This is a genomic window from Caldalkalibacillus uzonensis (genome assembly GCF_030814135.1).
Lineage (GTDB): Bacteria > Bacillota > Bacilli > Caldalkalibacillales > Caldalkalibacillaceae > Caldalkalibacillus > Caldalkalibacillus uzonensis.
In genome coordinates, this window is the sequence record NZ_JAUSUQ010000001.1 from 464862 (window position 1) to 488948 (window position 24087).

Genomic DNA, 24087 nt, shown 5'->3' on the forward strand with positions numbered 1-24087 from the left:
CTTATAAAGGAATATTGCCATGTTTCTTGGCGGGGCGGGATTCCCGTTTGTTTTTCAACATTTCCAGACTTTCGATCAGTTTGAGGCGGGTCTCCCGGGGATCAATCACGTCGTCCACCATACCGTAAGCGGCAGCAATGTATGGGTTGGCATAGCGCTCCCGGTATTCGGCTATTTTCTTGGCCCGTGTTTCCGCCGGATTGTCGCTGTTTTGAATCTCCTTGGCATAGATAATATTGGCCGCCCCCTCCGGTCCCATCACCGCAATTTCCGCATTGGGCCAGGCATAGACAATATCGGCACCGATCGCTTTGCTGTTCAGGGCCACATAAGCACCGCCGTAGGCTTTGCGCAGGATGACCGTAATTTTAGGTACGGTTGCTTCTGAATAGGCGTACAAAATCTTGGCCCCGTGGCGGATAATGCCCCCGTGTTCCTGGTTGACCCCTGGGAAGAAGCCGGTCACATCTTCAAACGTGATCAAAGGGATGTTAAAACAGTCGCAGAAGCGGATAAAGCGGGACAATTTATCGGATGAATTAATGTCCAATCCCCCGGCCATCACTTTGGGCTGGTTGGCAATGATGCCCACGGACTGCCCCTGAATACGGCCGAAACCTATCACAATATTTTTTGCAAAATCAGGCTGGACTTCCATAAAATCTTGATCATCCACAATTAACTCAATCAGCTGGCGCACATCGTAAACCTTGGTCCCTTCAAAGGGCACAATCTCTTTCAATTCCTCAATCCAGCCCCGGTCATCCTTGCTGTAGATGCGAGGCGGGTCTTCTTCGTTATTTTGCGGCAGGTAGCTGATCAGACGCCGGACCTGATCCAGCACTTCCGGCTCACTGGATGCAATAAAGTGGGCATTGCCGCTTTTGGAGGCATGCACCCGGGCCCCGCCCAGCTCTTCGGCACTGATTTTCTCACCAGTGACCGATTCGATCACCTTGGGGCCTGTAATAAACATTTGGCTTGTTTTTTCCACCATAAAGACAAAGTCCGTAATGGCCGGAGAATAAACCGCTCCCCCGGCGCAAGGGCCCATGATGACCGAAATCTGGGGAATGACACCAGAGTAAATGGAGTTGCGGTAAAAGATATGCCCGTAGCCGTCCAAGGAAACCACCCCTTCCTGGATCCGGGCCCCGCCCGAGTCATTGAGGCCAATTATCGGTGCTCCGTTTTTGGCAGCCAAGTCCATCACTTTAACAATTTTTTGGGCGTGCATTTCTCCCAGGGCTCCGCCAAACACCGTAAAATCCTGGGCGAAAACATAGACCAGCCGGCCGTGAATTTTACCGTAACCGGTGACCACGCCTTCTCCTGGCGCTTCCGCATCCAGTCCCAAATGATGAGCGCGGTGCTCCACAAACGCATTCAGTTCCACAAAGGTGTCATCATCCAATAATAAATGGATCCGTTCCCGAGCGGTCAGTTTGCCTTTATCATGCTGAGCTTGGATCCGCTTTTCCCCACCGCCCAACTCAATTTTACGTTTCCGCTCATACATCTCCTCTATTTTTGCATCCATTGGTGCCAATTGGGTGTACGTGTGAGTATGACGGTTGCTCATGTTAATCCCCCTCTGTTTCCTGAGCATATTGGCACAGTTCCAGTAATACGCCCCCTGTCGCTTTGGGGTGCAAAAAAGCAATTTGAGCAGCATGCGCCCCTTCTTTGGGCTGCTCATGAATCAACTGTACGCCGTTTTCTTTTAGTTGCTTCAGGCGGTCCTCAATATCCTCCACTTCCAAAGCGAGGTGGTGAATCCCTTCTCCTTTGTTGGCGATATATTTGGCAATCGGCCCGTCGGGAGAAAGTGATTCCAAGAGTTCAAGGCGTGTTTCACCTGCCTTAAGGAAAGCCACTCTGACCTGCTCCGACTCCACCGTTTCAATGCCTTCCAACGGCAAGCCAAGCTGCTGCTGATAAAAGGGAAGGGCTTCTTCAATTGACTTGACAGCGATACCGATATGGGCAATTTTTTTGGGTGGAGCGACCTGCTGTTCCCCTTTTCGCTCCTTGAGGGCAAAACGGATAAAATCAGCAATGTCTTTGGTGGGTGTGCCCGGGGTAAACACTCTGGCTATCCCCTGGCTCTCCAAGTAGGGAATATCTTCTGCCGGGATCACCCCGCCCCCGATGACCAGCATGTCATCAGCCCCTTGTTCTTGCAACAGACGAACCACCTCAGGGAACAGCTCATTGTGGGCTCCTGATAAACAGGATAAGCCGATGCAGTCCACATCCTCCTGGATGGCGCTGGCGACAATTTGTTCCGGCGATTGCCTCAGCCCGGTATAAATGACTTCCATCCCTTGATCCCTCAGGGCCTGGGCAATGACCAGTGCCCCGCGGTCATGGCCGTCTAATCCTGGTTTGGCGATTAAGACACGAATTGTTTCCATCTTGATCCCCCTTACGTTAAGGTTGGCGCTTAACAGTTTTTATCCCTGGTATTCACCAAATTCCTGGCGCAGTACATTGCAAATCTCCCCGATGGTGGCATAGGCCCGGACTGCATCCAATATGAGCGGCATCAAGTTCTCGGTGCCCCGTGCTCCTTCTCTGAGCCGGGTCAGTGTCTGTTCTACTTTGGCGGCATTACGATTAGCTCTCAAGCGGTTTAACTTTTCTTTTTGTTTTTCGCCCAGTTTGGGGTCTACCCGCAAAATCTCAGGTTGAGGTTCATCATCGATTTGGAACTTGTTCAATCCGACAATAATGTCTTCTCCTGACTCTACTCTTTGCTGTGCCTCATAAGCGGCTTTGTGAATTTCCCGTTGCACATAACCCTGTTCAATCGCTTTAACTGCGCCGCCCAATTGTTCAATTTTCTCCAAATAGCGGTATACTTCTTCCTCTATTTTATCGGTGAGGGCTTCCACGTAATAGGAGCCGCCAAGAGGATCAACCGTGTCCCCCACACCGCTTTCATAAGCGATAATTTGTTGGGTTCTTAAAGCAATGCGGGCTGATTCTTCCGTTGGCAGGGCCAAAGCTTCATCCCTGGAATTAGTATGCAAGCTTTGTGTTCCGCCTAACACAGCGCTCAATGCTTGAATGGTGACGCGAACAATATTATTGTCCGGCTGCTGGGCTGTCAAGGTGGAACCACCGGTTTGCGTGTGGAAACGCAGCTGCCAAGACTTCTCCTTTTTGGCCCCGAAACGTTCTTTCATCAGTTTGGCCCAAATGCGCCGCCCAGCGCGGAACTTGGCAATTTCTTCAAAGAAATGATTATGAGCATTGAAGAAAAAGGCCAGCCGCGGGGCAAACTGGTCAATGTCCAAACCCGCTTCTAGAGCCGCCTCTACATAGCTGATGGCATTGGCCATCATAAAGGCCAGCTCTTGCACGGCTGTTGCACCTGCTTCACGGATATGATAACCGCTAATACTGATCGTATTCCATTTGGGTACATGCTCGGCACAATAGGCAAAAATGTCCGTGATCAGACGCATGGAGGGCTGGGGTGGAAAAATATATGTTCCCCGGGCAATATATTCTTTTAAAATATCATTTTGGATGGTGCCGGACAGTTTCTGTGAGGGCACTCCCTGCTTTTCTGCCACGGCGATATACATGGCTAACAAAATGCTGGCCGGGGCATTGATGGTCATGGATGTGCTTACTTTGTCCAAAGGAATGCCAGCTAAGAGGGTTTCCATATCTTCCAAAGAATCAATGGCCACACCTACTTTGCCCACTTCTCCCCTGGCCATGGGATCATCCGAATCATAGCCGATCTGGGTGGGCAAATCGAAGGCGACACTGAGACCTGTCTGACCTTGTTGCAGTAAATAGTGGAAACGTTTATTGGTCTCTTCCGCTGAACCAAAACCGGCATATTGGCGCATGGTCCACTGTCTGGCCCTGTACATGGTAGGATGAATGCCTCTGGTAAATGGGTACTGGCCTGGAAACCCGAGGCGTTCCACATAGTCCTGGTCCAATTGGTCCGGCAGGTACAGCAGCTCGACCGGAATGCCGGAGGAAGTCAGAAATTCTTCTTTTCTTTCAGGAAACTTGGCAATCAGTTCTTCTGTTTTCCGTCGCCATTCTTCGTATAATTTCTGAAACTCTTCTTCTTTAGACATTTCAATTCACTCCTTTAACTTTTGCTTATACATCTTCCTTTATTTCACTTGATGAGATTATTGAAAAGGGCTAAGGTTTTCCGTTATCATATATAAAAGAGTGACAAACGACTAGACTATGATGATTGAAGGAGGTATCCTCATGCTGCCTAAAAAACTGGTTAAAACCGTTGTCTACATTGTGATTGTGGCACTCATACTCTCCACGCTGCTGATGGGCGTTGGGCTGTTTATCTAACAAAGATCATCATAGCACGAAGCATTATGAAACGCTTTCAACATAGAGGAGGAGATAACCAGATCAGCCGATCTAGGTTATCTTTTTTATATCATGCAGCTCAAACTGAAACTCCTCCACAAATATGTTTTGGTAGAGATTGATGACTTCCTCCAGGTCTACCGAACGCCCCAACAGTTTGGACATGGAGGTTACCCCGTAGTCGCGGATGCCACAAGGGATAATGGATTCAAACATCGACAAATCGGTGTTGACGTTGAGAGCAAAACCATGACTAGTAATAAAGCTTTTGGACTGGCGGCCACGATTAAATTTAACACCAATCGCCGCTACTTTTTCATCCTGCACCCACACCCCCGTATAGGGCGGTTTGCGTCCCGCTTCAATGCCATAGTGGGACAGTGTTTTAATGATGGTTTCTTCCACCATGCGCAAATAAAGATGGGCATCATTTTTCCAGCGATTAAGCAGGATCAGAGGATAACCGACCAGCTGCCCGGGGCCGTGATAAGTAATATCCCCCCCGCGGTCAATATAGGCCAACTCAATCCCCCGTTGCTTGCACATCTCTGCGGAGATTAACAGATGCTCCTGTTGACCGCTGCGCCCAAAGGTGTAAACATGGTTATGTTCCAAGAGTAGCAGAGACGGCAGCCGTTCATGCCGGTCAATTTGAGCGACCCATTCCTTCTGTCTGTCCCACATAGGAAAATAGGGCTGTCTTTGTTTAAATATGTGTATTTCCAGCCTCTGTTCGTTCCAATTCATCCTGTATTCTCTCCTCACAGACCAGTCATCAGCAACGTTATCTTCATTATACCTTGTGACAACTAAACCGACTAGTCCGTCTACTTATCCGCAAAACATTTCTTATGATTTTTTGACCTTCAAGAACAAACGGGCATACTCCTCCTTCCGCCGGGCTTCCTCGGTCAGGATGGAATGAAGCACAAGATCGGCAAACATATCAGCAATTTGCCTGATGGTGTACGGACCATTTTCCCTATACCATTTATACGTCCAGTTGATCATGCCAAAAATGGCCATCGATGTGATCGGCACAGGCACCTCAGGACGAAACTCCCCTTGCTCAATCCCATCCTGAATCACCTTAAACATCATCTGTTTATACCGGTCCCGCTTCTGTTTGATTTTGTCAAAGTAGTCAGGGGCCAAATACAAATTTTCTTGATAAAAAACCGTGACATGGGCCCGGTAGTGCTCAAACATCATCACAAATGATCTGACGATGGCAGACAATCGTTCCGTGGGTGTGTGCCATTCTTCGTAAGCCTGCTGTGCTTTGTCCAGCACGTAGGTAATAAATGAATCATGAATCATATATAATAACTCATCTTTTGACTTAAAGTTGTGGTAAAATCCCCCTTTAGACGTTCCACTCTCCTGAACGATTTGATCCACGGTTACCCTGTGATAACCATGTGCTTCAAAGAGCTGCAAAGCGGTTGCCATAATCCGCTCCTTTGTTGATCTCTGTGGCATCTCTATACTCCTCCACTTTATTTGCGCTCTGTAAAAATGGCATGATATTAGCTTGATCCCGCAGATACGCCAGGCCACTGGAAAAAATCGAACGGACCGACTAGTCAGTACTATGCTCAAATTTTATAAATAATAATAAGATTTGTCAAGTTTGGGCTTCAAAAAGAAAAACGGGCTCGTTGGCCCGTTTAGTACAAACTCATTCCCTCGCCCATGGCTTCTAGTTTGTGTTTGATGCTTTGCAGGAAGCGGCCGCAAATGAGGCCGTCCAGAAGGCGGTGGTCTAAAGAGAGGCACAGGTTGACCATGTCACGCACGGCAATCATGTCGTTTTTGACCACAGGGCGTTTGACGATGGCTTCCACACTCAGAATGGCGGCTTGCGGGTAATTGATAATAGGCTGAGACAGAACGGAGCCAAAGGAACCGGTGTTGTTCACGGTAAAGGTGCCACCTTGCATGTCCTCCTGCGTCAACTTGCCTTCCCGGGTGCGGCGGGCCAAATCATCGATGGCCCGGGCCAGGCCCAGAATGCTTTTTTCATCGGCATGTTTGATCACTGGCACAAACAGGGCGTCTTCAGTGGCCACGGCAATGGAAATATTGATCTCCTGCTTCTGAATAATCTTATCCCCCGCCCACTGGGAATTGATCATGGGGAATTCTTTCAGTGCCTCCACTGTGGCTTTAATAAAGAATGGCAGGAAGGTGAGGTTAACACCTTCTTTTTGCTTAAACTCCTGCTTCACTTTTTGCCGGTATTTGACCAACTCTGTCACATCCACTTCCACCATGGTCCAGGCGTGAGGCGCTTCATGTTTGCTTTGCACCATCTTGTTAGCAATGGCCCGGCGCACTGCACTGACCGGAATCTCCTGGTCCCCAGGTCTGGTTTGGATCTTGGCCGGCTGGGCAGCCCGTTGCTCAGGCTGGTAAGCAGCAGCTGCCGGTTGAACGGCGGGCTGTTCTGCTCGTTCCGCCTGTTCTGCAGGTGCTGCCTTTGCTTCTGTGGCCGGGCGGCCATCTTTGGTGGGAATGTTGCCGCTTTCGATCAGCTTCAGCAGATCTTTACGGGTAATGCGTCCCCCGCGTCCGGTTCCTTCCACCTGCTCCAGGTCAATGTTATGCTCCTGGGCCAGCTTCAAGACAGCAGGGGAGTAGCGGCGCTTCATGCTTGCCTCATCTCCGCTGTCTTTCTCCTCGCCGGTCTTTGCTTGTTGATCTGCTTTACTCTCTGCTTCTTCAGCAGCTTCCTGATCTGCACCAGCATTTCCATCTTCTTCTATGTAGCAAATCAGGCCGCCCACTTCCACTGTTTCCCCTTCCTGGGCCACAATCTTGGAAACAGTGCCGTTGTAGGAAGAGGGCACTTCCGCATTCACTTTATCCGTGATCACTTCACACAAGGGATCATATTTATTGACATGGTCCCCTTCCTTGACCAGCCACTTGCCTATCGTTCCTTCAGTCACACTTTCACCCAATTGGGGCATCGTCACTTTCGTTGCCATGGTATCCCTCCTTCTTCTGATCCTGTCACTGCCTAAAATTCAGCCAAATCACGAATGGCGCGTTCAATTTTATCCACATTGGGCATAAAGAATTTTTCCAAAGTGGGGGCATAGGGCATGGCCGGCACATCAGGGCCTGCCAGGCGCTGAATGGGAGCATCCAGGTCAAACAGGGCTTTTTCGGCGATGATCGCTGCCACTTCGCTCATCACACTGCCCTCTTTGTTATCTTCCGTAATGAGCAACACTTTGCCCGTTTTAACCGCAGCTTGCACAATAGACTCTTGGTCCAAGGGATACAGGGTTCTCAAATCCAGGACATGGGTGCTGATGCCTTCCTTTTCCAGCCGTTCAGCAGCTTGCAAGGCATAGTTCAGCATCAATCCGTAAGCAATTACGGTCACATCCTCCCCTTCCCGCTTCACATCCGCTTGGCCGATGGGCAGGGTGTAATCTTCTTCAGGCACCTCCCCCTTGATTAAGCGGTAGCAGCGTTTATGCTCAAAAAAGAGGATGGGATCATCGGAGCGGATCGCCGCCTTCAACAATCCTTTCACATCGTAAGGCGTGGACGGTGCCACAATCTTCAGTCCAGGCGTGCTGTTAAACATAGCTTCCACGCTTTGGGAATGATACAAGGCACCGTGTACCCCTCCCCCATACGGGGCCCGCACTACAAGAGGGCAGGTCCAGTCATTGTTGGACCGGTAACGGAACTTGGCCGCTTCGTTCACGATTTGGTTCACCGCAGTCATAATAAAGTCAGCAAACTGTATCTCAGCAACGGGTCGCATGCCATAAGCCGCAGCACCAATGGCCACACCAACAATGGCCGATTCGGCCAGGGGCGCATCGATGACCCGCTCTTCCCCAAACTGCTCATATAGTCCTTCTGTCGCGCGGAACACACCCCCGCGCTTGCCCACGTCTTCCCCAAGCACAAATACTTTGGGATCCCGTTCCATCTCTTCTTTTAAGGCTTGTGTCACAGCATTGATATACGAAATGACCGCCATACTTTGATTCCTCCCTATTCCTCGGCATAAACGTACTTCAAGGCATATTCAGGATCGGCATAAGGGGCATTTTCAGCATATTCAGTGGCTTCATCCACTTCTTGTCTCACCCGGGCTTCGATGGCTTCCACTTTTTCTTCCGTTAACGTTCCCGACTCTAGCAGATAAGTTCTGAACTTTCCGATCGGATCCCGTTTTCTGGCTTCTTCCACCTCTTCTGGATCACGATAAGTCCGGTCATCGTCATCACTGGAGTGGGCCGTGAAGCGGTAAGTGGTCGCTTCAATCAGGGAGGGCCCTTCTCCGCGGCGGGCACGGTCAGCCGCTTCTTTGACCACTTTGTAGACCTCCAGCGGGTCTTCGCCATCTACCTGCACACCGGGCATCCCGTATCCACCAGCCCGGTCAGCCACGCTTTCACAAGCGATCTGTTTGGAGACGGGCACAGAAATGGCGTATTTATTATTTTCACAGAAGAAAATCACAGGCAGTTTGTGCACCCCGGCAAAGTTTAAACCTTCATGAAAATCGCCTTGGTTACTGGAACCTTCCCCAAAGGAGGTAAAGGCGACAATATCCTTGCCTTCCATTTTGCTGGCCAGAGCAATCCCTACGGCATGGGGCACCTGGGTGGTAACAGGTGAAGAGCCGGTGACAATCCGGTACTTTTTAGAACCGAAATGTCCGGGCATCTGCCGCCCCCCGCTGTTGGGATCTTCCGCTTTGGCGAATGCGGACAGCATCAGGTCCCGGGCGGTCATGCCAAAGGCAATGACGACTCCCATATCCCTGTAATAGGGCAGCACGTAATCCTTGGAACGGTCCAAGGCAAAGGTGGCCCCTACCTGGGCGGCTTCTTGCCCTTGACAAGAAATCACAAACGGAATTTTGCCTGCCCGGTTCAATAGCCACATTCTCTCGTCAATTTTGCGAGCCAAGAGCATGGTATAATACATCTCCTGCATATCTTGCGCCGTTAAGCCCAGCGCTTCATGACGTTTCTCAGTCATTCTATAACCTCCTCGCCAGGATAGTGATGACTTCCTAGGATAATTAAAACCGGTTAGGAATGAATTTCCAGCCCTTCCACAGCCAGAGCCGCTTCACCAATGGCTTCAGATAAGGTGGGATGAGGATGGATGATTTGAGAGAGTTCCCACGGCGTGGCATCAAGCACTTTGGCCAGGCCGGCCTCGGAAATCAGGTCGGTCACATGGGGGCCGATCATGTGTACGCCGAGCAAATCCTGGGTGTTGGCATCCATCACCACTTTGACAAAACCAGATGCATCCCCCTGGATCAGCGCCTTACCCACCCCTTTGAAGGAAAACTTACCTGTCTTCACCTGATAGCCTTGCGCCTTGGCTTCCTCTTCAGTCAGACCAATACTGGCCACTTCAGGACGGCTGTAGGTGCAGCGGGGCACATGGTTGGGATCAACAGGGGCCGGATCATGCCCGGCGATGTGCTCCACGGCGACAATACCTTCATGGGAAGCCACATGGGCCAGCTGCAAACCGCCGGTTACATCACCGATGGCATAGATGTGAGATTCGGCTGTTTGTCCGTATGCATTGACTTGGATAAATCCTTTTTCCAGTTTAATATCTGTATTTTCCAGGCCGATGTCTTCAGTATTGGGCACCCGTCCCACTGAGACCAGCATCTTGTCAGCGGTATAGGTCTCCTCTTTGTCACCCCGCTTTGCTGTGATAGCAACTTGGCCCTTGTCAACGGACAAGGTTTCCGGCAAGACTTCAGCACTGGTAACCACCTTGACCTTGCGCCGCTTTAATAACCGCGCCATCTCTTTGCTGATTGCTTCATCCTCCTGGGGCAAAATCCGCTCGGCATACTCAAGCACCGTCACTTGGACGCCAAAATCACTCAATAAAGACGCCCATTCTATGCCAATCACACCGCCGCCAACAATGATCATTGATTCCGGCAGCGACTCAAGTTCCAAAGCTTCGTCGCTGGTCAGGACATGGGTGCCGTCAATCTCCAGCCCAGGCAAGGTTCTTGGCTTGGATCCTGTGGCAATAATCAGATTTTTGGGCACCAGCATCTCATTCTCTTCACCGCCCGCCTTTTCCACAGAAACCGTTCCTGCCGTGGGCGAAAAGATGGAAGGGCCCAGAATGCGGCCATAGCCATGGTAGACATCTATTTTGTTCTTTTTCATTAAATACCGGATGCCCTGATGTAATTGATCCACAATTTTTTGCTTGCGTTGATTCACTTTTTGGAAGTCAAAGCCTACGCCCTGAGCTGTAATTCCAAAGCTTTCCCCATCCTCTTTCAAGGTGGCATACACCTCGGCACTCTTCAGCAAAGCCTTGGAAGGAATACAGCCTTTATGCAGACACGTGCCGCCTAGCTTCTGAGCTTCGACAAGAGCGGTGGAGAGCCCCAGCTGGGCAGCCCGGATCGCAGCCACATAACCTCCGGGCCCACCGCCCAGAATGACCAGATCATACTCTTTGGCCATTGGTCTTTTCCCCCTTTAAAATTTGTTCCACTTCTTTTGCTCCTGTTTGATCATTAGGATAGGTCTTGGCTTCTTCTTCACCGCGCAAGACACGCAAGCCGCCTTCAGCCAGCGCTTGCAGTTCGTTTTCCCCGGCGATCACTTTCACCGGTGCAATCCATTCCACCCGCTTCTTGATCATGTCCACAAACTGGTCGCCATAGGCCAAGCCGCCGGTTAAGATGATGGCATCCACATCCCCTTCCAGCACAGCAGCGCAGGAGCCGATCTCTTTGGAGACCTGGTAAGCCATCGCCTCATAGACCAATTTGGCTTTTTCATCTCCTGCCGCGATCATCTCTTCCACCTTGCGGGCATCATTGGTGCCCAAATAAGCGACCAGACCGCCCCGGCCGACCAGTTTTTTAAAGATTTCGCCAGAGAAGTATTGTCCCGAAAAACTGAGCCCAACCAAGTCGCCCGCAGGAACAGTTCCTGCCCGTTCAGGCGAAAAGGGACCATCTCCATGCAAGCCGTTGTTCACATCAACAACCCGGCCATAGCGATGGGCTCCCACAGTGATACCGCCCCCCATGTGGCTGACGATCAAGCGCATCTTTTCGTACGCTTTCCCCTGCTTTTTGGCATAACGACGGGCCACTGCTTTTTGGTTCAAGGCATGAAAGATGCTGCGGCGGGGGATTTCGGGGACCCCCGAGATCCGGGCCACAGGATCAAGTTCATCCACCACAACCGGATCGACAATGAAAGCGGGAATGTTTAACTGTTGGGCAATTTCATTGGCAATAATAGCCCCTAAATTGGAAGCGTGTTCCCCGAAGCGGCCGCTTCTCAAATCTTGCAACATGTCTTCGTTAACAAGGTAGGTCCCGCCGGGAATCGGCCTGAGGACACCACCCCGCCCCACAACAGCCGCCAGTTTCTGCAGGTTGATTCCCTCTTTATTCAGGGTCTCCAGTATGATTTCTTTACGGAACTGATATTGATCCATCACACTGCGGTATTTATTGAGTTCTGTGGTATCATGGCGCAGTGTTTCTTCAAAGATGGGCCGTTCATTGTCATAGATGGCAATCTTGGTGGATGTAGAGCCTGGGTTAATGACCAATAAGCGGTATGTTTTTTGCTCCATAAACCTCCACTCCTGTTCCTGTCTTTCCGCTCTATTCTTTCATATTCAAGATGCTTTTCGGATTTTGCAAGAAGGTGCTTCTGGCATTCTTCATGGCTTGAATGCGTTCCTCCGCCATCCGGTCAGCCGCCCGGTAAGTTGGAATATTGTCGCGGCGGGAAATCTCAAACACTTTTTCAATATTGTCATAGATGGTCTCCACCTTCCTCATCGCCCTGTCCCGGTTATAGCCTAACAGCTCATCGGCCACATTGATCAGACCGCCGGCATTAATCACGTAATCAGGGGCATAGTAGAAGCCCAGCTCATGAATTTGGTCTCCGTGGCGCTCTTCACGCAGCACGTTGTTGGCCGCCCCGGCAATGACGCGCGCTTTGAGCTGGGGAATTGTTTCATCATTGATCACACCACCCAGCGCACAAGGGGCAAAAATATCACACTCCACACTATAGATCTCATTGGGATCCACAGCACGAGCCCCAAACGCTTCCACAGCCCGTCTGACCGCCTCCTGGTTAATGTCGGTCACAATCAGCCGGGCCCCCTCTTCATGAAGGTAACGGCACAGATTGTAGGCCACATTGCCTACACCTTGCACAGCAATGGTTTTCCCTTCCAGAGAGTCATCTCCCCATGCTTGTCTGACTGTTGCTTTCATACCCTTATAAACACCATAAGCGGTCACAGGGGAAGGATTGCCACTGGAGCCAAACGCCGGAGAAATACCTGTCACATAGTCGGTCTCTTCATGAATGAGATCCATATCTTCCACGGTAGTGCCTACGTCTTCTGCGGTGATGTAACGGCCATTAAGCCCTTGCACAAAACGGCCGAAGGCACGGAACAGAGCTTCACTTTTATCCTTGCGTGGATCGCCGATAATGACCGATTTTCCTCCCCCTAAGTTTAAACCGGCGGCCGCTGCCTTGTAAGTCATCCCCCGGGCCAAGCGCAGCGCATCTTCAATAGCCTCTTCTTCCGAATCATAAGTCCACATCCTGCATCCGCCCAATGCGGGTCCAAGTGTCGTGTCATGGATGCAAATAATCGCCTTTAAACCGGATGCTTTGTCCTGACATAACAACAGCTCTTCGTAATCATATTTTTCCATATACTCAAACAGTTTCATATTAAATCCCTCCTGAGAAAGAAAAACTGATTGGGAGTTGTCTAAACCAAACTGGTTTAATTCATGTGGGTCACACAGGCGGCCAAGGCAATGGAATATAATTTGTCCTCCATGCTATCCGCCCTAGAAGTGAGGATGACTGGAACTTCAGCCCCCACCACGACGGCTCCTACCTTGGCCCGGGCAAAGTAAACCAAGGACTTATACAGCACGTTGCCAGTTTCAATATTGGGGACAAGCAAAATGTCCGCTTTTCCGGCCACAGGAGACTTAATCCCTTTGTGCTGGGCAGCTTCTACGGATACCGCATTGTCCAATGCTAAAGGACCTTCTACCTCACAATCTGTGATTTGCCCCCTGCTCGCCATCACGGTTAAACTGGCGGCATCCAGGGTGCTCTGCATAGCCGGATTAACCACCTCCACCGGTGCCAAAACAGCCACTTTGGGACGTTCAACGCCGGCTGCACGAGCCACCTGCACGGCATTCTGAATAATCTCCCCTTTTTGTTTGAGATCAGGGGCAATGTTCATAGCCGGGTCGGTGACAAAGATCAGCCGCTCATAGCCCGGCACTTCAAAAGCAGCCACATGGCTTAATAAACGACTTCGTTTTAGCCCGCTTTCCTTATCCAGCACAGCTTTTAACAGATCGGCCGTAGGTACAAGCCCTTTCATGAGTGCGTTGGCCTTCCCCTCCTTAACCAGCTGCACGGCCCGGCGGGCGGCTTGCCCAGAGGAGGACTCATGCACCACCTGCAGATGGTCCACTTCCAATTCAACCCACTCGGCTTTTGCTTTGATCTCTTGCTCATCACCGATGAGATAAAAGTGGGCCAAATGCCGCCTAAGTCCCTCACGCACGGCTCTTAATACCTCTTCATCACCCGCCTGAGCTACAGCAATGGTTTGTTTCCCATACTGGGTTGCTTTGTCTACAAGATCTTCCAGTTTCATTTTGTCACTTCCATCCTGCCAAAGTTAGTAATGTGTTTTCTTAGTATGGCTTACTGCTGCAAAATTAGCAGCACATCCATCATATCACATGCAAATTTCATGCCATTTACTCAATAAAATCAGAAAGGACAATCAGCTGGAAATGTAAGCGTTTTATCCTTAACGATTTAAAAATTTTTTATCAGGGGAAAGCTAAGCAGTGAAGGAAAATGCTATCTGCAAAGACCTGCATTCAATTGCAGATCGTGCATAATTTTGCTTGATAAAACTTGCATATCTCTCTAAGGTGCCCTGGGCAGCCTGCCAGCCACATGAAGATTCATATTACACCTGAAAAATTAATGCAAGCCATATTTCTGTAATTTATAGTACAGGTTGCGCACGGAAATCTTTAATTTTTGGGCTGCTTTAGTTTTGTTACCATTACATTGTGACAACACCTGCTGTATATATGTTTTCTCCCATCTGCCCACGACCTCGTCCAGGGGCAGGATTTTTCCGTCAAAGATCGGATGGTGAGCCCTGGCCCACTCGCTCTGCTCCTGCTTTCCACTGTCATACCGCTTTAACTGCAAGGGAGGCAAATGATGAAGCTCCAGCCGCTCCTCATTAAAGCGCATATGGATGATAGCCCGGCTGATCACATTTTCCAGCTCCCGCACATTTCCCGGCCAATGGTAAGCTTTCAAGTACTCAATCACCTCATCGGCAACAGAAGCAATATGCCGCCCATATTCCATATTTAACTTAGCAATAAAATGCTCCGCTAACAGGCGGATATCGTCATCCCTGTAACGTAGCGGCGGAATAATGATAGGCAGTACATTGAGACGGTAATACAGGTCTTCACGGAACTTTCCTTGCCAAATGGCTTCCTCCAAATTGATATTGGTCGCGGCAATGACCCGCACATCGACAGGGATCGCTTTTGTTCCTCCGACACGGACAATTTCTTTCTCCTGCAATACACGGAGCAGCTTGGCCTGGGTACTCAGGGAAATTTCTCCGATTTCATCCAAAAAGATGGTTCCCCCATTGGCTTCCTCAAACAACCCTTTTTTGCCACCCTGTTTGGCACCAGTAAATGCCCCTTCTTCATAGCCAAATAATTCACTTTCCAATAATTGTTCAGACAAGGCGGCACAATTAACCCGCACAAACTGGTTAAATTTCCGTTCGCTCTCATTGTGAATGGCATGGGCAAACAGCTCTTTACCCGTGCCGGATTCACCCCTCAGCAAAACGGTCGCCGGCGTGTAAGCGGCTGTTTTGGCCTGTTCAATAGCCGTTTTGACCGGTTCACTCTCTCCGACAATATCTTCAAACGTATACTTTGCTTCCAGGGTGCGAATGATGCGTCTGGCCCGGTCCAATTCTCTTGTCAGTTTTTTTATTTCAGAGATATCATGAATGATACCCACACTGCCCTTCAGTTCACCATCCACGATTATCGGTGCCACGTTGACGACCACATCTTTGCGGTATTTGCCCACTTTCATGGGCACGCCCCGAACTGGTTTCTTGGTTTTTAGCACCTGCATGTGCATGCTTTCCCCCTCGGAAATATCCACATCCGCCGGCTTGCCGATCACATCCTCCACATTTAATCCTGTCAGGCGGGTATAGGCTGGATTGATCATTAAGCCAATACCGTTCTGGTCCACCACTGAAATAGCATCTTCCGAAGAATTGATAATCGCCTCCAGCAGGCTGCGTGTCTCTTTTAAATCAAGCACCTCTTCTGCCAGAGTGGTCACATCGGTGATATCCCGGAAAACGGCAACAGCACCAATCACTTCCCCTTCTTCCGAGATGACGGGCACGCGGTTGGTGATGATTCGTCTGTCATTATTCAGCCACTGTTCCTGATGCAATTCAGGCTGTCCTGTTTGCAGCACGATATTAAGCCGGCTGTTGGGAATCCACTTTGTCGCTGGCTCTCCCAGGACATCCTCCGCTCTTAAGCCGATGATTCTTTCAGCCGCACGGTTAAAGAGGGTAATAATTCCCTCTTTGTTGACGGCCAGCATGCCGTCATGGGTAGAGTTTAAAATGATGTCCAATTCATGCTGGTGATGGCGCAACCGCTGAATCAAGTTTTCTTTTTCCTCAATCAAACTCATTATGATTCGGGCAATACTGCCTGGAATAACGGTTGCATGTTGGGGTTTGATCTGGCGTAAATGGTGAAAAACACCCTCATCTCCAGTAGCCTCAATAATCACTTCTACATCATGGCTGATCATCCGGGTATAATCCGTTCCAGTTGGGATACCGTACTTGCGGGCCTCCTTCATGCCCGGCGCATTCACATTGCGGTCCGATACCCCAATGACTTTAAGGGATTCCATATTCTGAAAAGTTTTAAGCAGGGCTGTACCGCCACTGCCTGCACCAACCAGAAAAATTTTTCTCATTTCGGATCCCCCGCTATCCCTCTCTGAAAAATTTTGCAGATACTCCCATTGTATCGGTTTTCCAGACCGTTTGCAACGAAAGTGTTAGACAATCCCTGCGATTTTGGTTACAGTATTAAAGAAAAGAGAGCGGAAAGGAAGAAAAGCATGAAGATCCAACGCTTGATTTCTGTCCTGATTCTGGTGATTCCAGGGGCAATAGGGGTCTATGGCTGGACATTGATGCGGGAAGCGTTTTTCACGAACTTTACACCGGAAGGTTTCCACTGGGGGATGTTTATGATGGGGCTTGTCTTATTTATCTTCGGGGTAGCTTTTGTGGGGGGATTCATTTTTTACCGGGATAAAAAGAGACGCTATGGCCGGCGGTTCAAGGATGATCTGGACGAATAGCCTCTATGATTTGTCCACCAGACCCCAACGGTCCCATTTGGCCAGCCAGCCGTGTTGTTCAATCCAGGTAGTTAAACTGATGCGTTCTGCGGCAATGGTTAGCCCTAAGAAAAAGAAAACCAACACGGCCACCATAAACAAAGGGGCATGGGCAATCAGCTGAAAGCCAAAAGTTCCCCCCAAAGCCATGGACCCAGTATCACCCAGCATAGCCAATTGCCGACGGTCATAACGGAAAAGCATTAAAGTGGAAAAGAAAACAGGAATGACTAAAAATAAAGCTGTGCCAATTGACAGAAAAGGAACCACGGCTGCTGAGAAAACCCAGTAACTTTTCAGCGCCCGTCCTGGCCGCACATCAAGCAAATTGAAAATATGCATACTAAGCGCCATCGCCATGGAAAACAAGATAAATTCTGCCCAAGATGAACTGAGCTGCCAACTGACCATAAGGGCAACAACAAGCCCAAACACGGCCTTGGCCAGTCCAGTGGTCACATGCCTGTCCCTAATCAGCCGTCCAAAATGTCCTCTGAATCCTTTCACCTTCTGGTCTCCCCAGCGGTCATCAATCCAGCCCAGCAAGGTCAAACAGAACAACATCATACTGAACAAAACAAGGGTAGCTGGCAGGGTGATATTTACTGCTGCCGTAGGTGCTAAGCCAAGAGTGTAAACAGTGAACATCATACCAAGAAAGAGGAGATAATGAATAAAAAGATTGAGACCAAATCCTTGAACAATCACTTCCTGTTTGTAATTAATGGCTGTCCAGCCTTGCTTACGAAACAGCAGGTAAAAAGCGTCAGTGATGAACCAGATCAAAAACAGATAAATCATGAAGCTAATCAACCATCCGCTAATCGCTCCATTCCCCCTTTAAACAATCCCATCTTTTCTCAATTTCAAAGCCTGCTTGACAGCCAGGCCTTGTTTAAAACGGTGCCAGAAGCCGTCCACTGTTTTACCCCTTTCACGATGCGTAAAAGGAACCTCCACTTCCTGGATGACGTAACCAGCTTGTAAGTAGTCAATGGTTAGCCCCACTTCAAAGCCAAAGCCTTGGTCACCCCTATAACTGCTTAAAAAATGTTTTTTGCGGACAGCCCGCTGCCCTGATAAGGGAGCCTCCAACCACACTCCGGTTTGCCTGTAAATCCCCCAGCTGGCAAACCGTTTGACAAGACCAAGTCCCCCCTGTTTGGTTCGGGGTAAAACAGCAATGGTCATATCAGCAGCTTGATTTTGAACAGGCTGGAGCAACAATTTAGCAAGGTGGGCACTGTTACCCAAATCAGCATCAAGAAAAACTAAGATCGAGCCTCTAGATTGATACACACCAGTCATCATTGCCGCAGACTTTCCTTTATTACCCGACAGACGAATGACATGAGGGGTATAGACCCGTGCTTGATGAAAGGTATTGTCGTCACTTCCGTCATCAATAACAATAAGTTCTTTAAACCAGTCCCCGCTGCCCACCAGGGTTGAGAGGGTTTGCCCAATATACTGTTCTTCGTTATAGGCCGGAATAATGATACTGACTTGATCCACTTGTCAAACCCCCTTTAATGTGTATGGTGTTCGAGACAGGCATCCGAAACGGAAAGGGGTGAGGAGATCCTGGAATGAGGTTTTCGGAGACACAAATGATGAATACCCTTGGCATCAACCAGCTTACCCCCTAATTTCATACGCACTAGAAGGGTGGAGGCCATGCCCTGCCGCCCCTTTTCCAAAAAATCAAGCATATGGGTGTGGCTGCCCACAGATACAATTAGCCGCGCCCCTGCCTCATCGGCAAGCAGATGGGCGGCATCTTCACTTGTGCCAAAGCAGGGGAAAATATGAGCGGAGATCCCTAATCTGTGCACGACATTCAAGCCAGGTGCTTGCCCGGTTTTATAGGCGTGAACCACAATTTCAGCTCCTGAACAGAGGGCAGTGTGGGAAATACTGTCCATGTCTCCAAAGATGAGATGAGGTTTCAACCCGCATTCCAGAATGGCGTCTGCCCCTCCATCCACGCCAATTAAGACAGGCTGAACTTCGGCAATATAGTCCTTGATGGCCATTAAATCCTCCATATAACCACTCCCTCTGGTCACCACGACCACATGCCGGTCACGCATGTTCAATTTTAACTTGGGAATGGGAACCGGTTGCAAAATCTCAGGCAGTTCTTGTAGAGCATAGGTTAGCGTGTTCTCAACAAATTTTTGCAAACGGTCTTTCAAATTGGCTTGGGCCAGCTTCAACTTAAGCAAAATATCCCGGTCAGTATAGCGGGTTAATGAACTTAAAAAAGAGGGTCCTTGCGGTTCTTTCAGCCACAATTGCCGGCCGTCGATGTGGATGGTATGCCCCTGGCGCAGCACCTGCTTCACTCTTTGAGGATCATCAATATCATATACCGGCACCCCATGTTCAATCAGGCGGATCGTTCCCAGGCTAGGATAGTCCCCTGACATGGAAGGGGCATAGTTTAAAACACCTTTCACATTTTTATCAATCAGGGCCAGAGCGGCCATCTCATCAATATCTTTGTGTTCAATTAAGGCATAAGCTCCTTCAGGTATCCATCGCACAAGCTGTTTGGTTCGGTTGTGAAAGTAAACAGGTCCATAACCTTGACTTGCCACATTGTTATCCATGTTGGTCGCTCCTTGAGTTGTCTTTTCTTCTTTAGTATGGTCAAATCTTAAGCAGAACACACAAAAAAAAGAAGAGAGTTGTTACAACTCCCTCCTGTCTCTTTCTTCCTGTTCCTTTCAACCGGCTTTATATTCCAGGCGTAATTTATCAGCGACCATGGCAATAAATTCTGAATTGGTAGGTTTGGCTTTATTGCTGTTAACCGTATTGCTAAACATTTTATTGATCGAATCAATATTGCCCCGGTTCCAGGCCACCTCAATGGCATGGCGAATGGCTCGCTCCACGCGGCTTGGCGTTGTGTTGTATTTTTTGGCAATGTCCGGATACAAAATTTTGGTAATAGAACCCAACAACTCAAGATTGTGGTATACCATGGTGATCGCTTCACGCAGGTAAAGATAACCCTTAATATGGGCCGGGACGCCAATTTCGTGGATAATGCCTGTAATCCGTTCATCCAGACTTTTCTGGCCATAGGAAGGTCTGGTAGTTACAGTCTGGCTTTTATAGGAAGACGCAGAGGTCGTTCCCGGTGTCTTGCTCAACATCAGCTGCCGGATTCGCTGAGCCAGGATATCCATTTCAAACGGTTTTAAGATATAATAAGAAGCTCCCAATTCCACCGCCCTTTTAGTAATATCCTCCTGGCCAAAAGCCGTTAACATGATCACTTTTGCTTGTGGATGAAGATTTTCACTGCGCAATTTTTCCAATACAGCCAAACCATCCAAGTGAGGCATAATGATATCTAATATGATGACATCAGGTTCTTTCTTCTCCAGGATGTCTAAGATCTCAACACCGTTATACCCAAGTCCCACCACTTCCATATCATTTTGCTGGGAAAAATAATCATTCATTAGCTGAACAAATTCGTGATTGTCATCTGCCAGGACAATTTTAATACGCTCCACACATAACTCCTCCTCCAACGATGCAATAATTTAACCTTATTCCTGTTTCGACATGAAACGTTCACTTCCTGCCATCTCCTGCAGGTTTTCAAAAAAAAAATAATTTCCCTGTTATTTCGATTAGATTCCTTTCCATTCGACACCAAAAAAGAAACCAAGGCTTAGCTTGCCTTTGGTTTCTGTTCAGACTGGTCCACGATTCCTGCATCATTCAGCATCCATTCAATAAACAAACCATATCCACTGGTGGGATCATTAACAAACACATGGGTGACGGCGCCAACCAGTTTTCCATCTTGGATAATGGGACTACCGCTCATGCCTTGCACAATTCCCCCGGTTTTTTCCAATAAATCAGGATCCGTCACTTTGATAATCAATCCTTTGGTTGCTGGAAATTTCTGTTCCATGATTTCCACAATCTCAATATCGAACAGCTCCACTTTTTGGCCTTCGACCACTGTCAAAATTTGGGCCGGACCCTTTTTTACTTCTTCACTTAAGGCGACGGGAATAGGCTCATCAATCACACCATTTTTAATCGGTCCCTTCATATGGCCGAAAATGCCAAAGGGCGTATTCTTCTTGACATCACCAAGCACTTTGTTATTGTGTATCTGGCTCAGCTTTTCACCTGGACCTCCGCGAACACCTTTTTCAATGGCATTCACATTAGATTCCAAAATGGCCCCTTCTCCGACCACAATAGGTTTTTGGGTATCCACGTCGGTAATCACGTGACCCAATGCCCCGTAGGCACCACTTTCAGGGTGTATAAACGTTAATGTGCCCACACCAGCAGCCGAATTACGAATATAGGCACCTAAACGGTATGTTTTCTCTCTTTTATCAAATACAGGTTTAACATTCACATTCAGTGTTTCTTTTCCCCGTACCAGTTCAACCTCTAGCGCCTCACCATTTTCACCTGCTCTGTTTACAAATTTACCAATTTCATCCAGAGTTTTAATGGATTGGCCATTAATTTTGACAATCATATCCCCTATGCGCATATTGGCTTCCTCAGCCGGGGATACTTTCCCTTCATCTGTCTCGATAAAATGATGTCCGACAATAAGTGGTCCCACCGATTGTAATTGGACGCCGATGGATTGCCCGCCGGGATATACTTTCAAGTCAGGAAGAACATTTACTTTTACCTTTTTAATGGGGAAGTTTCCCACTTTCACTTGCAGCTCTGTCGTCCCAGATCCAATCGCCTGTATAACATTTTCTTCAATGTCAGCAACTTCCGGGTTACTACTTTCGACCTCTCCGCTGACAGGCAGGGCAGAGGGGAAGCTGAAATGTTTGCCTTCAAAAAGACGAATTTCATCGGGAATGGATGCAAAGTCTTGAAACGGTGTTGATGTGACGACGAAAAGCGTTAAGGCCACTAAACAAAGCCCAATTATTTTTATCTTTTTCTGGAACAACACTGATCACTCTCCTGCTTCCCTACCTACACCTCCACATGACTTATCTATAATGTTGCCTTTGGCCTTTTCAAATATAACTTGGCCGCCGTAAAAAAGCTATCCTCATTTGGATAATGCAGGGCACTTGAACAAATGTGATCAACCTTCAAAAACGAATAAATGTTCTTTATTCCCCAAGAAATTAATTCCATGGTCTAGAAATTTTCTTGCCCGATTTTTAGAAAAGCAAGACACGTATCCATGCGCTTCCAATTCTTAAAACATAATTTAAAGTGTAGGGCTAGGACTACAGAAATTTTCTAAAAGGAGGTACCCCAATGTTCGATAATTTTGCTTTGATTGTTGTGCTGTTCATTCTGTTGATCATTATTGGATGCTTCTGTTTCTTACCGACAAAGCATTGTTAAAGATGCTCCGCTGACTATAAGAAGCTATCCTCATTTGGATAGCTTCTCCTTCAGGTCAGCTTTAATGTTTTCGGCTTGTTGGACCAGTTCCTGAACATGTTCCTTAGTCGCCTCCGTTAAGTGATGGCCGCTGATCATGCGGGCTATTTCCATCTGGCGCTCCTCACGGTCCAAAGGAACCACTGTAGTCTCTGTGCCCCCCTCGTTTGTTTGTTTGTGGATATATAAATGATGATCGGCCATAGCTGCCATCTGAGGCTGGTGGGTAATACATATCACTTGGCGGTTCAGGGAGATGGTGTACAGCTTTTCAGCCATGGCCTGTACCACACGCCCGCTAACACCTGTATCAATTTCGTCAAAAATCAATGAGGTGACCGGCTCTAGTTTAGCAAAAACTGTTTTTAGAGCCAAAAGCAGGCGGGACAACTCCCCTCCGGAAGCAATTTTAGCCAGCGGCTTGGGCGGTTCGCCCGGATTGGGAGCGATCAGCCAGTCAATTTGATCCCATCCTTCCTGGCTGATCCAGCGCTTCCCTCCCCGGTGTTCCACTTGATCACTTCCCGCGCTCAATGGAGAAAAACGCATTTCTATTTCTGTCTGATCCATATACAGCCCGGCTAACTCTTGTTTAATGGCTTGGATTAAATCCTGGGCCACTTCTTTGCGAATCCGGGTTAAATGTTCCGCTTCAACGGCCAGATCAAGCAATATATTCTGTTTTTGCTCCATTAGCTCTCTCGTCCGCTCTTCCCTGTGTTCCAAAGTGTCAAGCTCTTCTTCAATTTTGGCCGCATACGCCAGGATCTCTTCCACCGTCTGGCCATATTTTCGTTTTAACTGTTCAATTTGCACCAGCCTGGACTCAATATGGTTCAGCCGTTCAGGGTCAAACTCAATGTTCTCGGCGTACTTGCGGCATTCGTGAAGGATATCTTCCACTTGATAATATAAGGACTCCAGTTTTTCACTGTAGGGCTCTAAACTCTCATCGATTGCCGCACATTCCTGCAGTTCGTTCATAGCCACAGCAAGGGAATCCAGGGCCCGTCCATCCCCATATAGGGCAGCGATGGTTTGTTCCATCCCCTGGTACAGCTTTTGGGCGTGTCCTTTAATTCGCTTTTCTTTTTCCAGCTCTTCATCTTCTCCCGGCTCCAGTTGGGCCGCGGCAATCTCCTGATATTGATAGCGAAACAAGTCAAGCCGCTGGGCCAATTGCTGTTCATTTTCATTCAGCTGTTTAATGGCGCGATTTAATTTCTTTAATTCATGAAACAAAGTCACATATTCCTGTTTATGGGGACTGATCTTTCCTTTGCCATATTCGTCTAGAAGAGGTAAATACCGGTCTTCAACCAGTAAATGCTGGTGTTCATGTTGACCTTGAATATCCACTAACAGCTGTCCCACTTCCCGGAGCACAGCCAGGGTAACCAGTTTGCCGTTGATGCGGCAGATGTTCTTTCCCTTGGTACTGATGTCGCGGCGTAAAATCAGCATGTCATCTTCAAGTTCAATGCCCAGCTCAGAGAGGAGTGAGCGGGCAGGATGGTTGTCGGGAATACTGAACAATCCTTCTATTTCAGCCTTTTGATGTCCATGGCGGACATAATCAACAGAGGCCCTGCCTCCCACCAACAAAGAAATGGCATCAACGATCATTGATTTTCCAGCACCTGTCTCCCCTGTAAGCACATTGAAACCTGGTTCAAGGGTGACGGTTAAGGAAGGAATCAGGGCAAAATTGCGCATCGACAACTCCACTAACATG

At 48.6% G+C, this 24087-nt stretch carries 22 protein-coding genes; 3 read left to right on the forward strand and 19 right to left on the reverse strand.

Going from position 1 to position 24087, the window contains the following annotated elements:
• Position 1: 1 nt before the first annotated feature.
• The 3 genes from J2S00_RS02370 to J2S00_RS02380 are packed head-to-tail and all read right to left on the reverse strand — an operon-like array spanning position 2 to position 4109.
• Complete coding sequence (locus J2S00_RS02370) at positions 2-1540, reverse strand: acyl-CoA carboxylase subunit beta (protein ID WP_307335225.1); 1539 nt, start codon at positions 1538-1540, stop codon at positions 2-4.
• A 43-nt stretch (positions 1541-1583) separates the two neighbouring features.
• Positions 1584-2417, reverse strand: a complete 834-nt coding sequence (gene mce / locus J2S00_RS02375; RefSeq protein WP_307334986.1) for a methylmalonyl-CoA epimerase — start codon at positions 2415-2417, stop codon at positions 1584-1586.
• A gap of 39 nt (positions 2418-2456) precedes the next feature.
• Positions 2457-4109, reverse strand: a complete 1653-nt coding sequence (locus J2S00_RS02380) for an acyl-CoA mutase large subunit family protein (protein ID WP_307334988.1) — start codon at positions 4107-4109, stop codon at positions 2457-2459.
• A gap of 142 nt (positions 4110-4251) precedes the next feature.
• Between J2S00_RS02380 and prli42 the strand changes: the two genes are divergently transcribed.
• On the forward strand, positions 4252-4347 hold the full coding sequence (gene prli42, locus J2S00_RS02385) for a stressosome-associated protein Prli42 (protein ID WP_307334990.1): 96 nt from the start codon (positions 4252-4254) through the stop codon (positions 4345-4347).
• A gap of 72 nt (positions 4348-4419) precedes the next feature.
• Here the strand turns inward: prli42 and lipB are convergent, their stop codons facing one another.
• The 10 genes from lipB to J2S00_RS02435 form a co-directional block, all read right to left on the reverse strand.
• Positions 4420-5115 carry a lipoyl(octanoyl) transferase LipB gene (lipB, locus tag J2S00_RS02390; protein WP_307334991.1) on the reverse strand — a complete coding sequence of 232 codons (696 nt, stop codon included), beginning with the start codon at positions 5113-5115 and terminating at the stop codon, positions 4420-4422.
• A 102-nt stretch (positions 5116-5217) separates the two neighbouring features.
• A complete protein-coding gene (locus tag J2S00_RS02395; RefSeq protein ID WP_307334993.1) occupies positions 5218-5850 on the reverse strand; it encodes a TetR/AcrR family transcriptional regulator in 633 nt (210 codons plus the stop codon).
• Between the two features lie 188 nt (positions 5851-6038).
• The gene (locus J2S00_RS02400; RefSeq protein ID WP_307334995.1) at positions 6039-7361 is read right to left on the reverse strand and encodes a dihydrolipoamide acetyltransferase family protein; all 1323 of its coding nucleotides are present in this window, start codon (positions 7359-7361) and stop codon (positions 6039-6041) included.
• 32 nt (positions 7362-7393) lie between these two features.
• Complete coding sequence (locus J2S00_RS02405; RefSeq protein WP_307334997.1) at positions 7394-8377, reverse strand: alpha-ketoacid dehydrogenase subunit beta; 984 nt, start codon at positions 8375-8377, stop codon at positions 7394-7396.
• A gap of 14 nt (positions 8378-8391) precedes the next feature.
• Complete coding sequence (locus J2S00_RS02410) at positions 8392-9387, reverse strand: thiamine pyrophosphate-dependent dehydrogenase E1 component subunit alpha (protein ID WP_307334999.1); 996 nt, start codon at positions 9385-9387, stop codon at positions 8392-8394.
• A 53-nt stretch (positions 9388-9440) separates the two neighbouring features.
• The gene (lpdA, locus tag J2S00_RS02415; protein WP_307335000.1) at positions 9441-10868 is read right to left on the reverse strand and encodes a dihydrolipoyl dehydrogenase; all 1428 of its coding nucleotides are present in this window, start codon (positions 10866-10868) and stop codon (positions 9441-9443) included.
• Entirely contained in the window at positions 10852-12000 is a 1149-nt protein-coding gene (gene buk, locus J2S00_RS02420) for a butyrate kinase (protein ID WP_307335002.1), read from the reverse strand. The genes lpdA and buk overlap by 17 nt, the downstream gene beginning before the upstream one ends.
• Before the next feature lie 31 nt (positions 12001-12031).
• Positions 12032-13129 carry a Leu/Phe/Val dehydrogenase gene (locus J2S00_RS02425; RefSeq protein WP_307335006.1) on the reverse strand — a complete coding sequence of 366 codons (1098 nt, stop codon included), beginning with the start codon at positions 13127-13129 and terminating at the stop codon, positions 12032-12034.
• Between the two features lie 56 nt (positions 13130-13185).
• Positions 13186-14085 (reverse strand): phosphate butyryltransferase, encoded by a 900-nt coding sequence (gene yqiS, locus J2S00_RS02430; protein WP_307335007.1) that lies wholly within the window; start codon positions 14083-14085, stop codon positions 13186-13188.
• A 338-nt stretch (positions 14086-14423) separates the two neighbouring features.
• Complete coding sequence (locus J2S00_RS02435; RefSeq protein ID WP_307335009.1) at positions 14424-16502, reverse strand: sigma-54 interaction domain-containing protein; 2079 nt, start codon at positions 16500-16502, stop codon at positions 14424-14426.
• Between the two features lie 147 nt (positions 16503-16649).
• Between J2S00_RS02435 and J2S00_RS02440 the strand changes: the two genes are divergently transcribed.
• On the forward strand, positions 16650-16895 hold the full coding sequence (locus J2S00_RS02440; RefSeq protein WP_307335011.1) for a DUF2627 domain-containing protein: 246 nt from the start codon (positions 16650-16652) through the stop codon (positions 16893-16895).
• Between the two features lie 3 nt (positions 16896-16898).
• Here J2S00_RS02440 and J2S00_RS02445 read toward each other — a convergent pair whose 3' ends face one another.
• The 5 genes from J2S00_RS02445 to spoIVB form a co-directional block, all read right to left on the reverse strand.
• On the reverse strand, positions 16899-17735 hold the full coding sequence (locus J2S00_RS02445) for a hypothetical protein (RefSeq protein ID WP_307335013.1): 837 nt from the start codon (positions 17733-17735) through the stop codon (positions 16899-16901).
• A 39-nt stretch (positions 17736-17774) separates the two neighbouring features.
• Complete coding sequence (locus J2S00_RS02450) at positions 17775-18449, reverse strand: glycosyltransferase family 2 protein (RefSeq protein WP_307335014.1); 675 nt, start codon at positions 18447-18449, stop codon at positions 17775-17777.
• Positions 18450-18463: 14 nt separating this feature from the next.
• On the reverse strand, positions 18464-19549 hold the full coding sequence (steA, locus tag J2S00_RS02455) for a putative cytokinetic ring protein SteA (protein WP_307335016.1): 1086 nt from the start codon (positions 19547-19549) through the stop codon (positions 18464-18466).
• A 117-nt stretch (positions 19550-19666) separates the two neighbouring features.
• Complete coding sequence (spo0A, locus tag J2S00_RS02460; protein WP_307335018.1) at positions 19667-20467, reverse strand: sporulation transcription factor Spo0A; 801 nt, start codon at positions 20465-20467, stop codon at positions 19667-19669.
• Between the two features lie 161 nt (positions 20468-20628).
• Positions 20629-21903 (reverse strand): SpoIVB peptidase, encoded by a 1275-nt coding sequence (spoIVB, locus tag J2S00_RS02465; RefSeq protein WP_370875818.1) that lies wholly within the window; start codon positions 21901-21903, stop codon positions 20629-20631.
• 320 nt (positions 21904-22223) lie between these two features.
• On the opposite strand from spoIVB, the gene J2S00_RS02470 reads away from it, so the two are divergent.
• Positions 22224-22313 carry a YjcZ family sporulation protein gene (locus J2S00_RS02470; RefSeq protein WP_307335022.1) on the forward strand — a complete coding sequence of 30 codons (90 nt, stop codon included), beginning with the start codon at positions 22224-22226 and terminating at the stop codon, positions 22311-22313.
• A 30-nt stretch (positions 22314-22343) separates the two neighbouring features.
• On the opposite strand, the gene recN is transcribed toward J2S00_RS02470, so the two are convergent.
• Positions 22344-24086: a DNA repair protein RecN gene (gene recN, locus J2S00_RS02475; RefSeq protein WP_307335024.1), complete on the reverse strand. Its 1743-nt coding sequence runs from the start codon at positions 24084-24086 to the stop codon at positions 22344-22346.
• Position 24087: the final 1 nt, after the last annotated feature.

What these genes read in the sequence shown, in the direction of transcription:
- J2S00_RS02370 (WP_307335225.1), bottom strand. Translation starts at nt 1,540, where the DNA reads ATGGATGCAAAAATAGAGGAGATGTATGAGCGGAAACGTAAAATTGAG.
- mce (WP_307334986.1), bottom strand. Translation starts at nt 2,417, where the DNA reads ATGGAAACAATTCGTGTCTTAATCGCCAAACCAGGATTAGACGGCCAT.
- J2S00_RS02380 (WP_307334988.1), bottom strand. Translation starts at nt 4,109, where the DNA reads ATGTCTAAAGAAGAAGAGTTTCAGAAATTATACGAAGAATGGCGACGG.
- prli42 (WP_307334990.1), top strand. Translation starts at nt 4,252, where the DNA reads ATGCTGCCTAAAAAACTGGTTAAAACCGTTGTCTACATTGTGATTGTG.
- lipB (WP_307334991.1), bottom strand. Translation starts at nt 5,115, where the DNA reads ATGAATTGGAACGAACAGAGGCTGGAAATACACATATTTAAACAAAGA.
- J2S00_RS02395 (WP_307334993.1), bottom strand. Translation starts at nt 5,850, where the DNA reads ATGCCACAGAGATCAACAAAGGAGCGGATTATGGCAACCGCTTTGCAG.
- J2S00_RS02400 (WP_307334995.1), bottom strand. Translation starts at nt 7,361, where the DNA reads ATGGCAACGAAAGTGACGATGCCCCAATTGGGTGAAAGTGTGACTGAA.
- J2S00_RS02405 (WP_307334997.1), bottom strand. Translation starts at nt 8,377, where the DNA reads ATGGCGGTCATTTCGTATATCAATGCTGTGACACAAGCCTTAAAAGAA.
- J2S00_RS02410 (WP_307334999.1), bottom strand. Translation starts at nt 9,387, where the DNA reads ATGACTGAGAAACGTCATGAAGCGCTGGGCTTAACGGCGCAAGATATG.
- lpdA (WP_307335000.1), bottom strand. Translation starts at nt 10,868, where the DNA reads ATGGCCAAAGAGTATGATCTGGTCATTCTGGGCGGTGGGCCCGGAGGT.
- buk (WP_307335002.1), bottom strand. Translation starts at nt 12,000, where the DNA reads ATGGAGCAAAAAACATACCGCTTATTGGTCATTAACCCAGGCTCTACA.
- J2S00_RS02425 (WP_307335006.1), bottom strand. Translation starts at nt 13,129, where the DNA reads ATGAAACTGTTTGAGTATATGGAAAAATATGATTACGAAGAGCTGTTG.
- yqiS (WP_307335007.1), bottom strand. Translation starts at nt 14,085, where the DNA reads ATGAAACTGGAAGATCTTGTAGACAAAGCAACCCAGTATGGGAAACAA.
- J2S00_RS02435 (WP_307335009.1), bottom strand. Translation starts at nt 16,502, where the DNA reads ATGAGAAAAATTTTTCTGGTTGGTGCAGGCAGTGGCGGTACAGCCCTG.
- J2S00_RS02440 (WP_307335011.1), top strand. Translation starts at nt 16,650, where the DNA reads ATGAAGATCCAACGCTTGATTTCTGTCCTGATTCTGGTGATTCCAGGG.
- J2S00_RS02445 (WP_307335013.1), bottom strand. Translation starts at nt 17,735, where the DNA reads ATGATTTATCTGTTTTTGATCTGGTTCATCACTGACGCTTTTTACCTG.
- steA (WP_307335016.1), bottom strand. Translation starts at nt 19,549, where the DNA reads ATGGATAACAATGTGGCAAGTCAAGGTTATGGACCTGTTTACTTTCAC.
- J2S00_RS02470 (WP_307335022.1), top strand. Translation starts at nt 22,224, where the DNA reads ATGTTCGATAATTTTGCTTTGATTGTTGTGCTGTTCATTCTGTTGATC.
- recN (WP_307335024.1), bottom strand. Translation starts at nt 24,086, where the DNA reads ATGTTAGTGGAGTTGTCGATGCGCAATTTTGCCCTGATTCCTTCCTTA.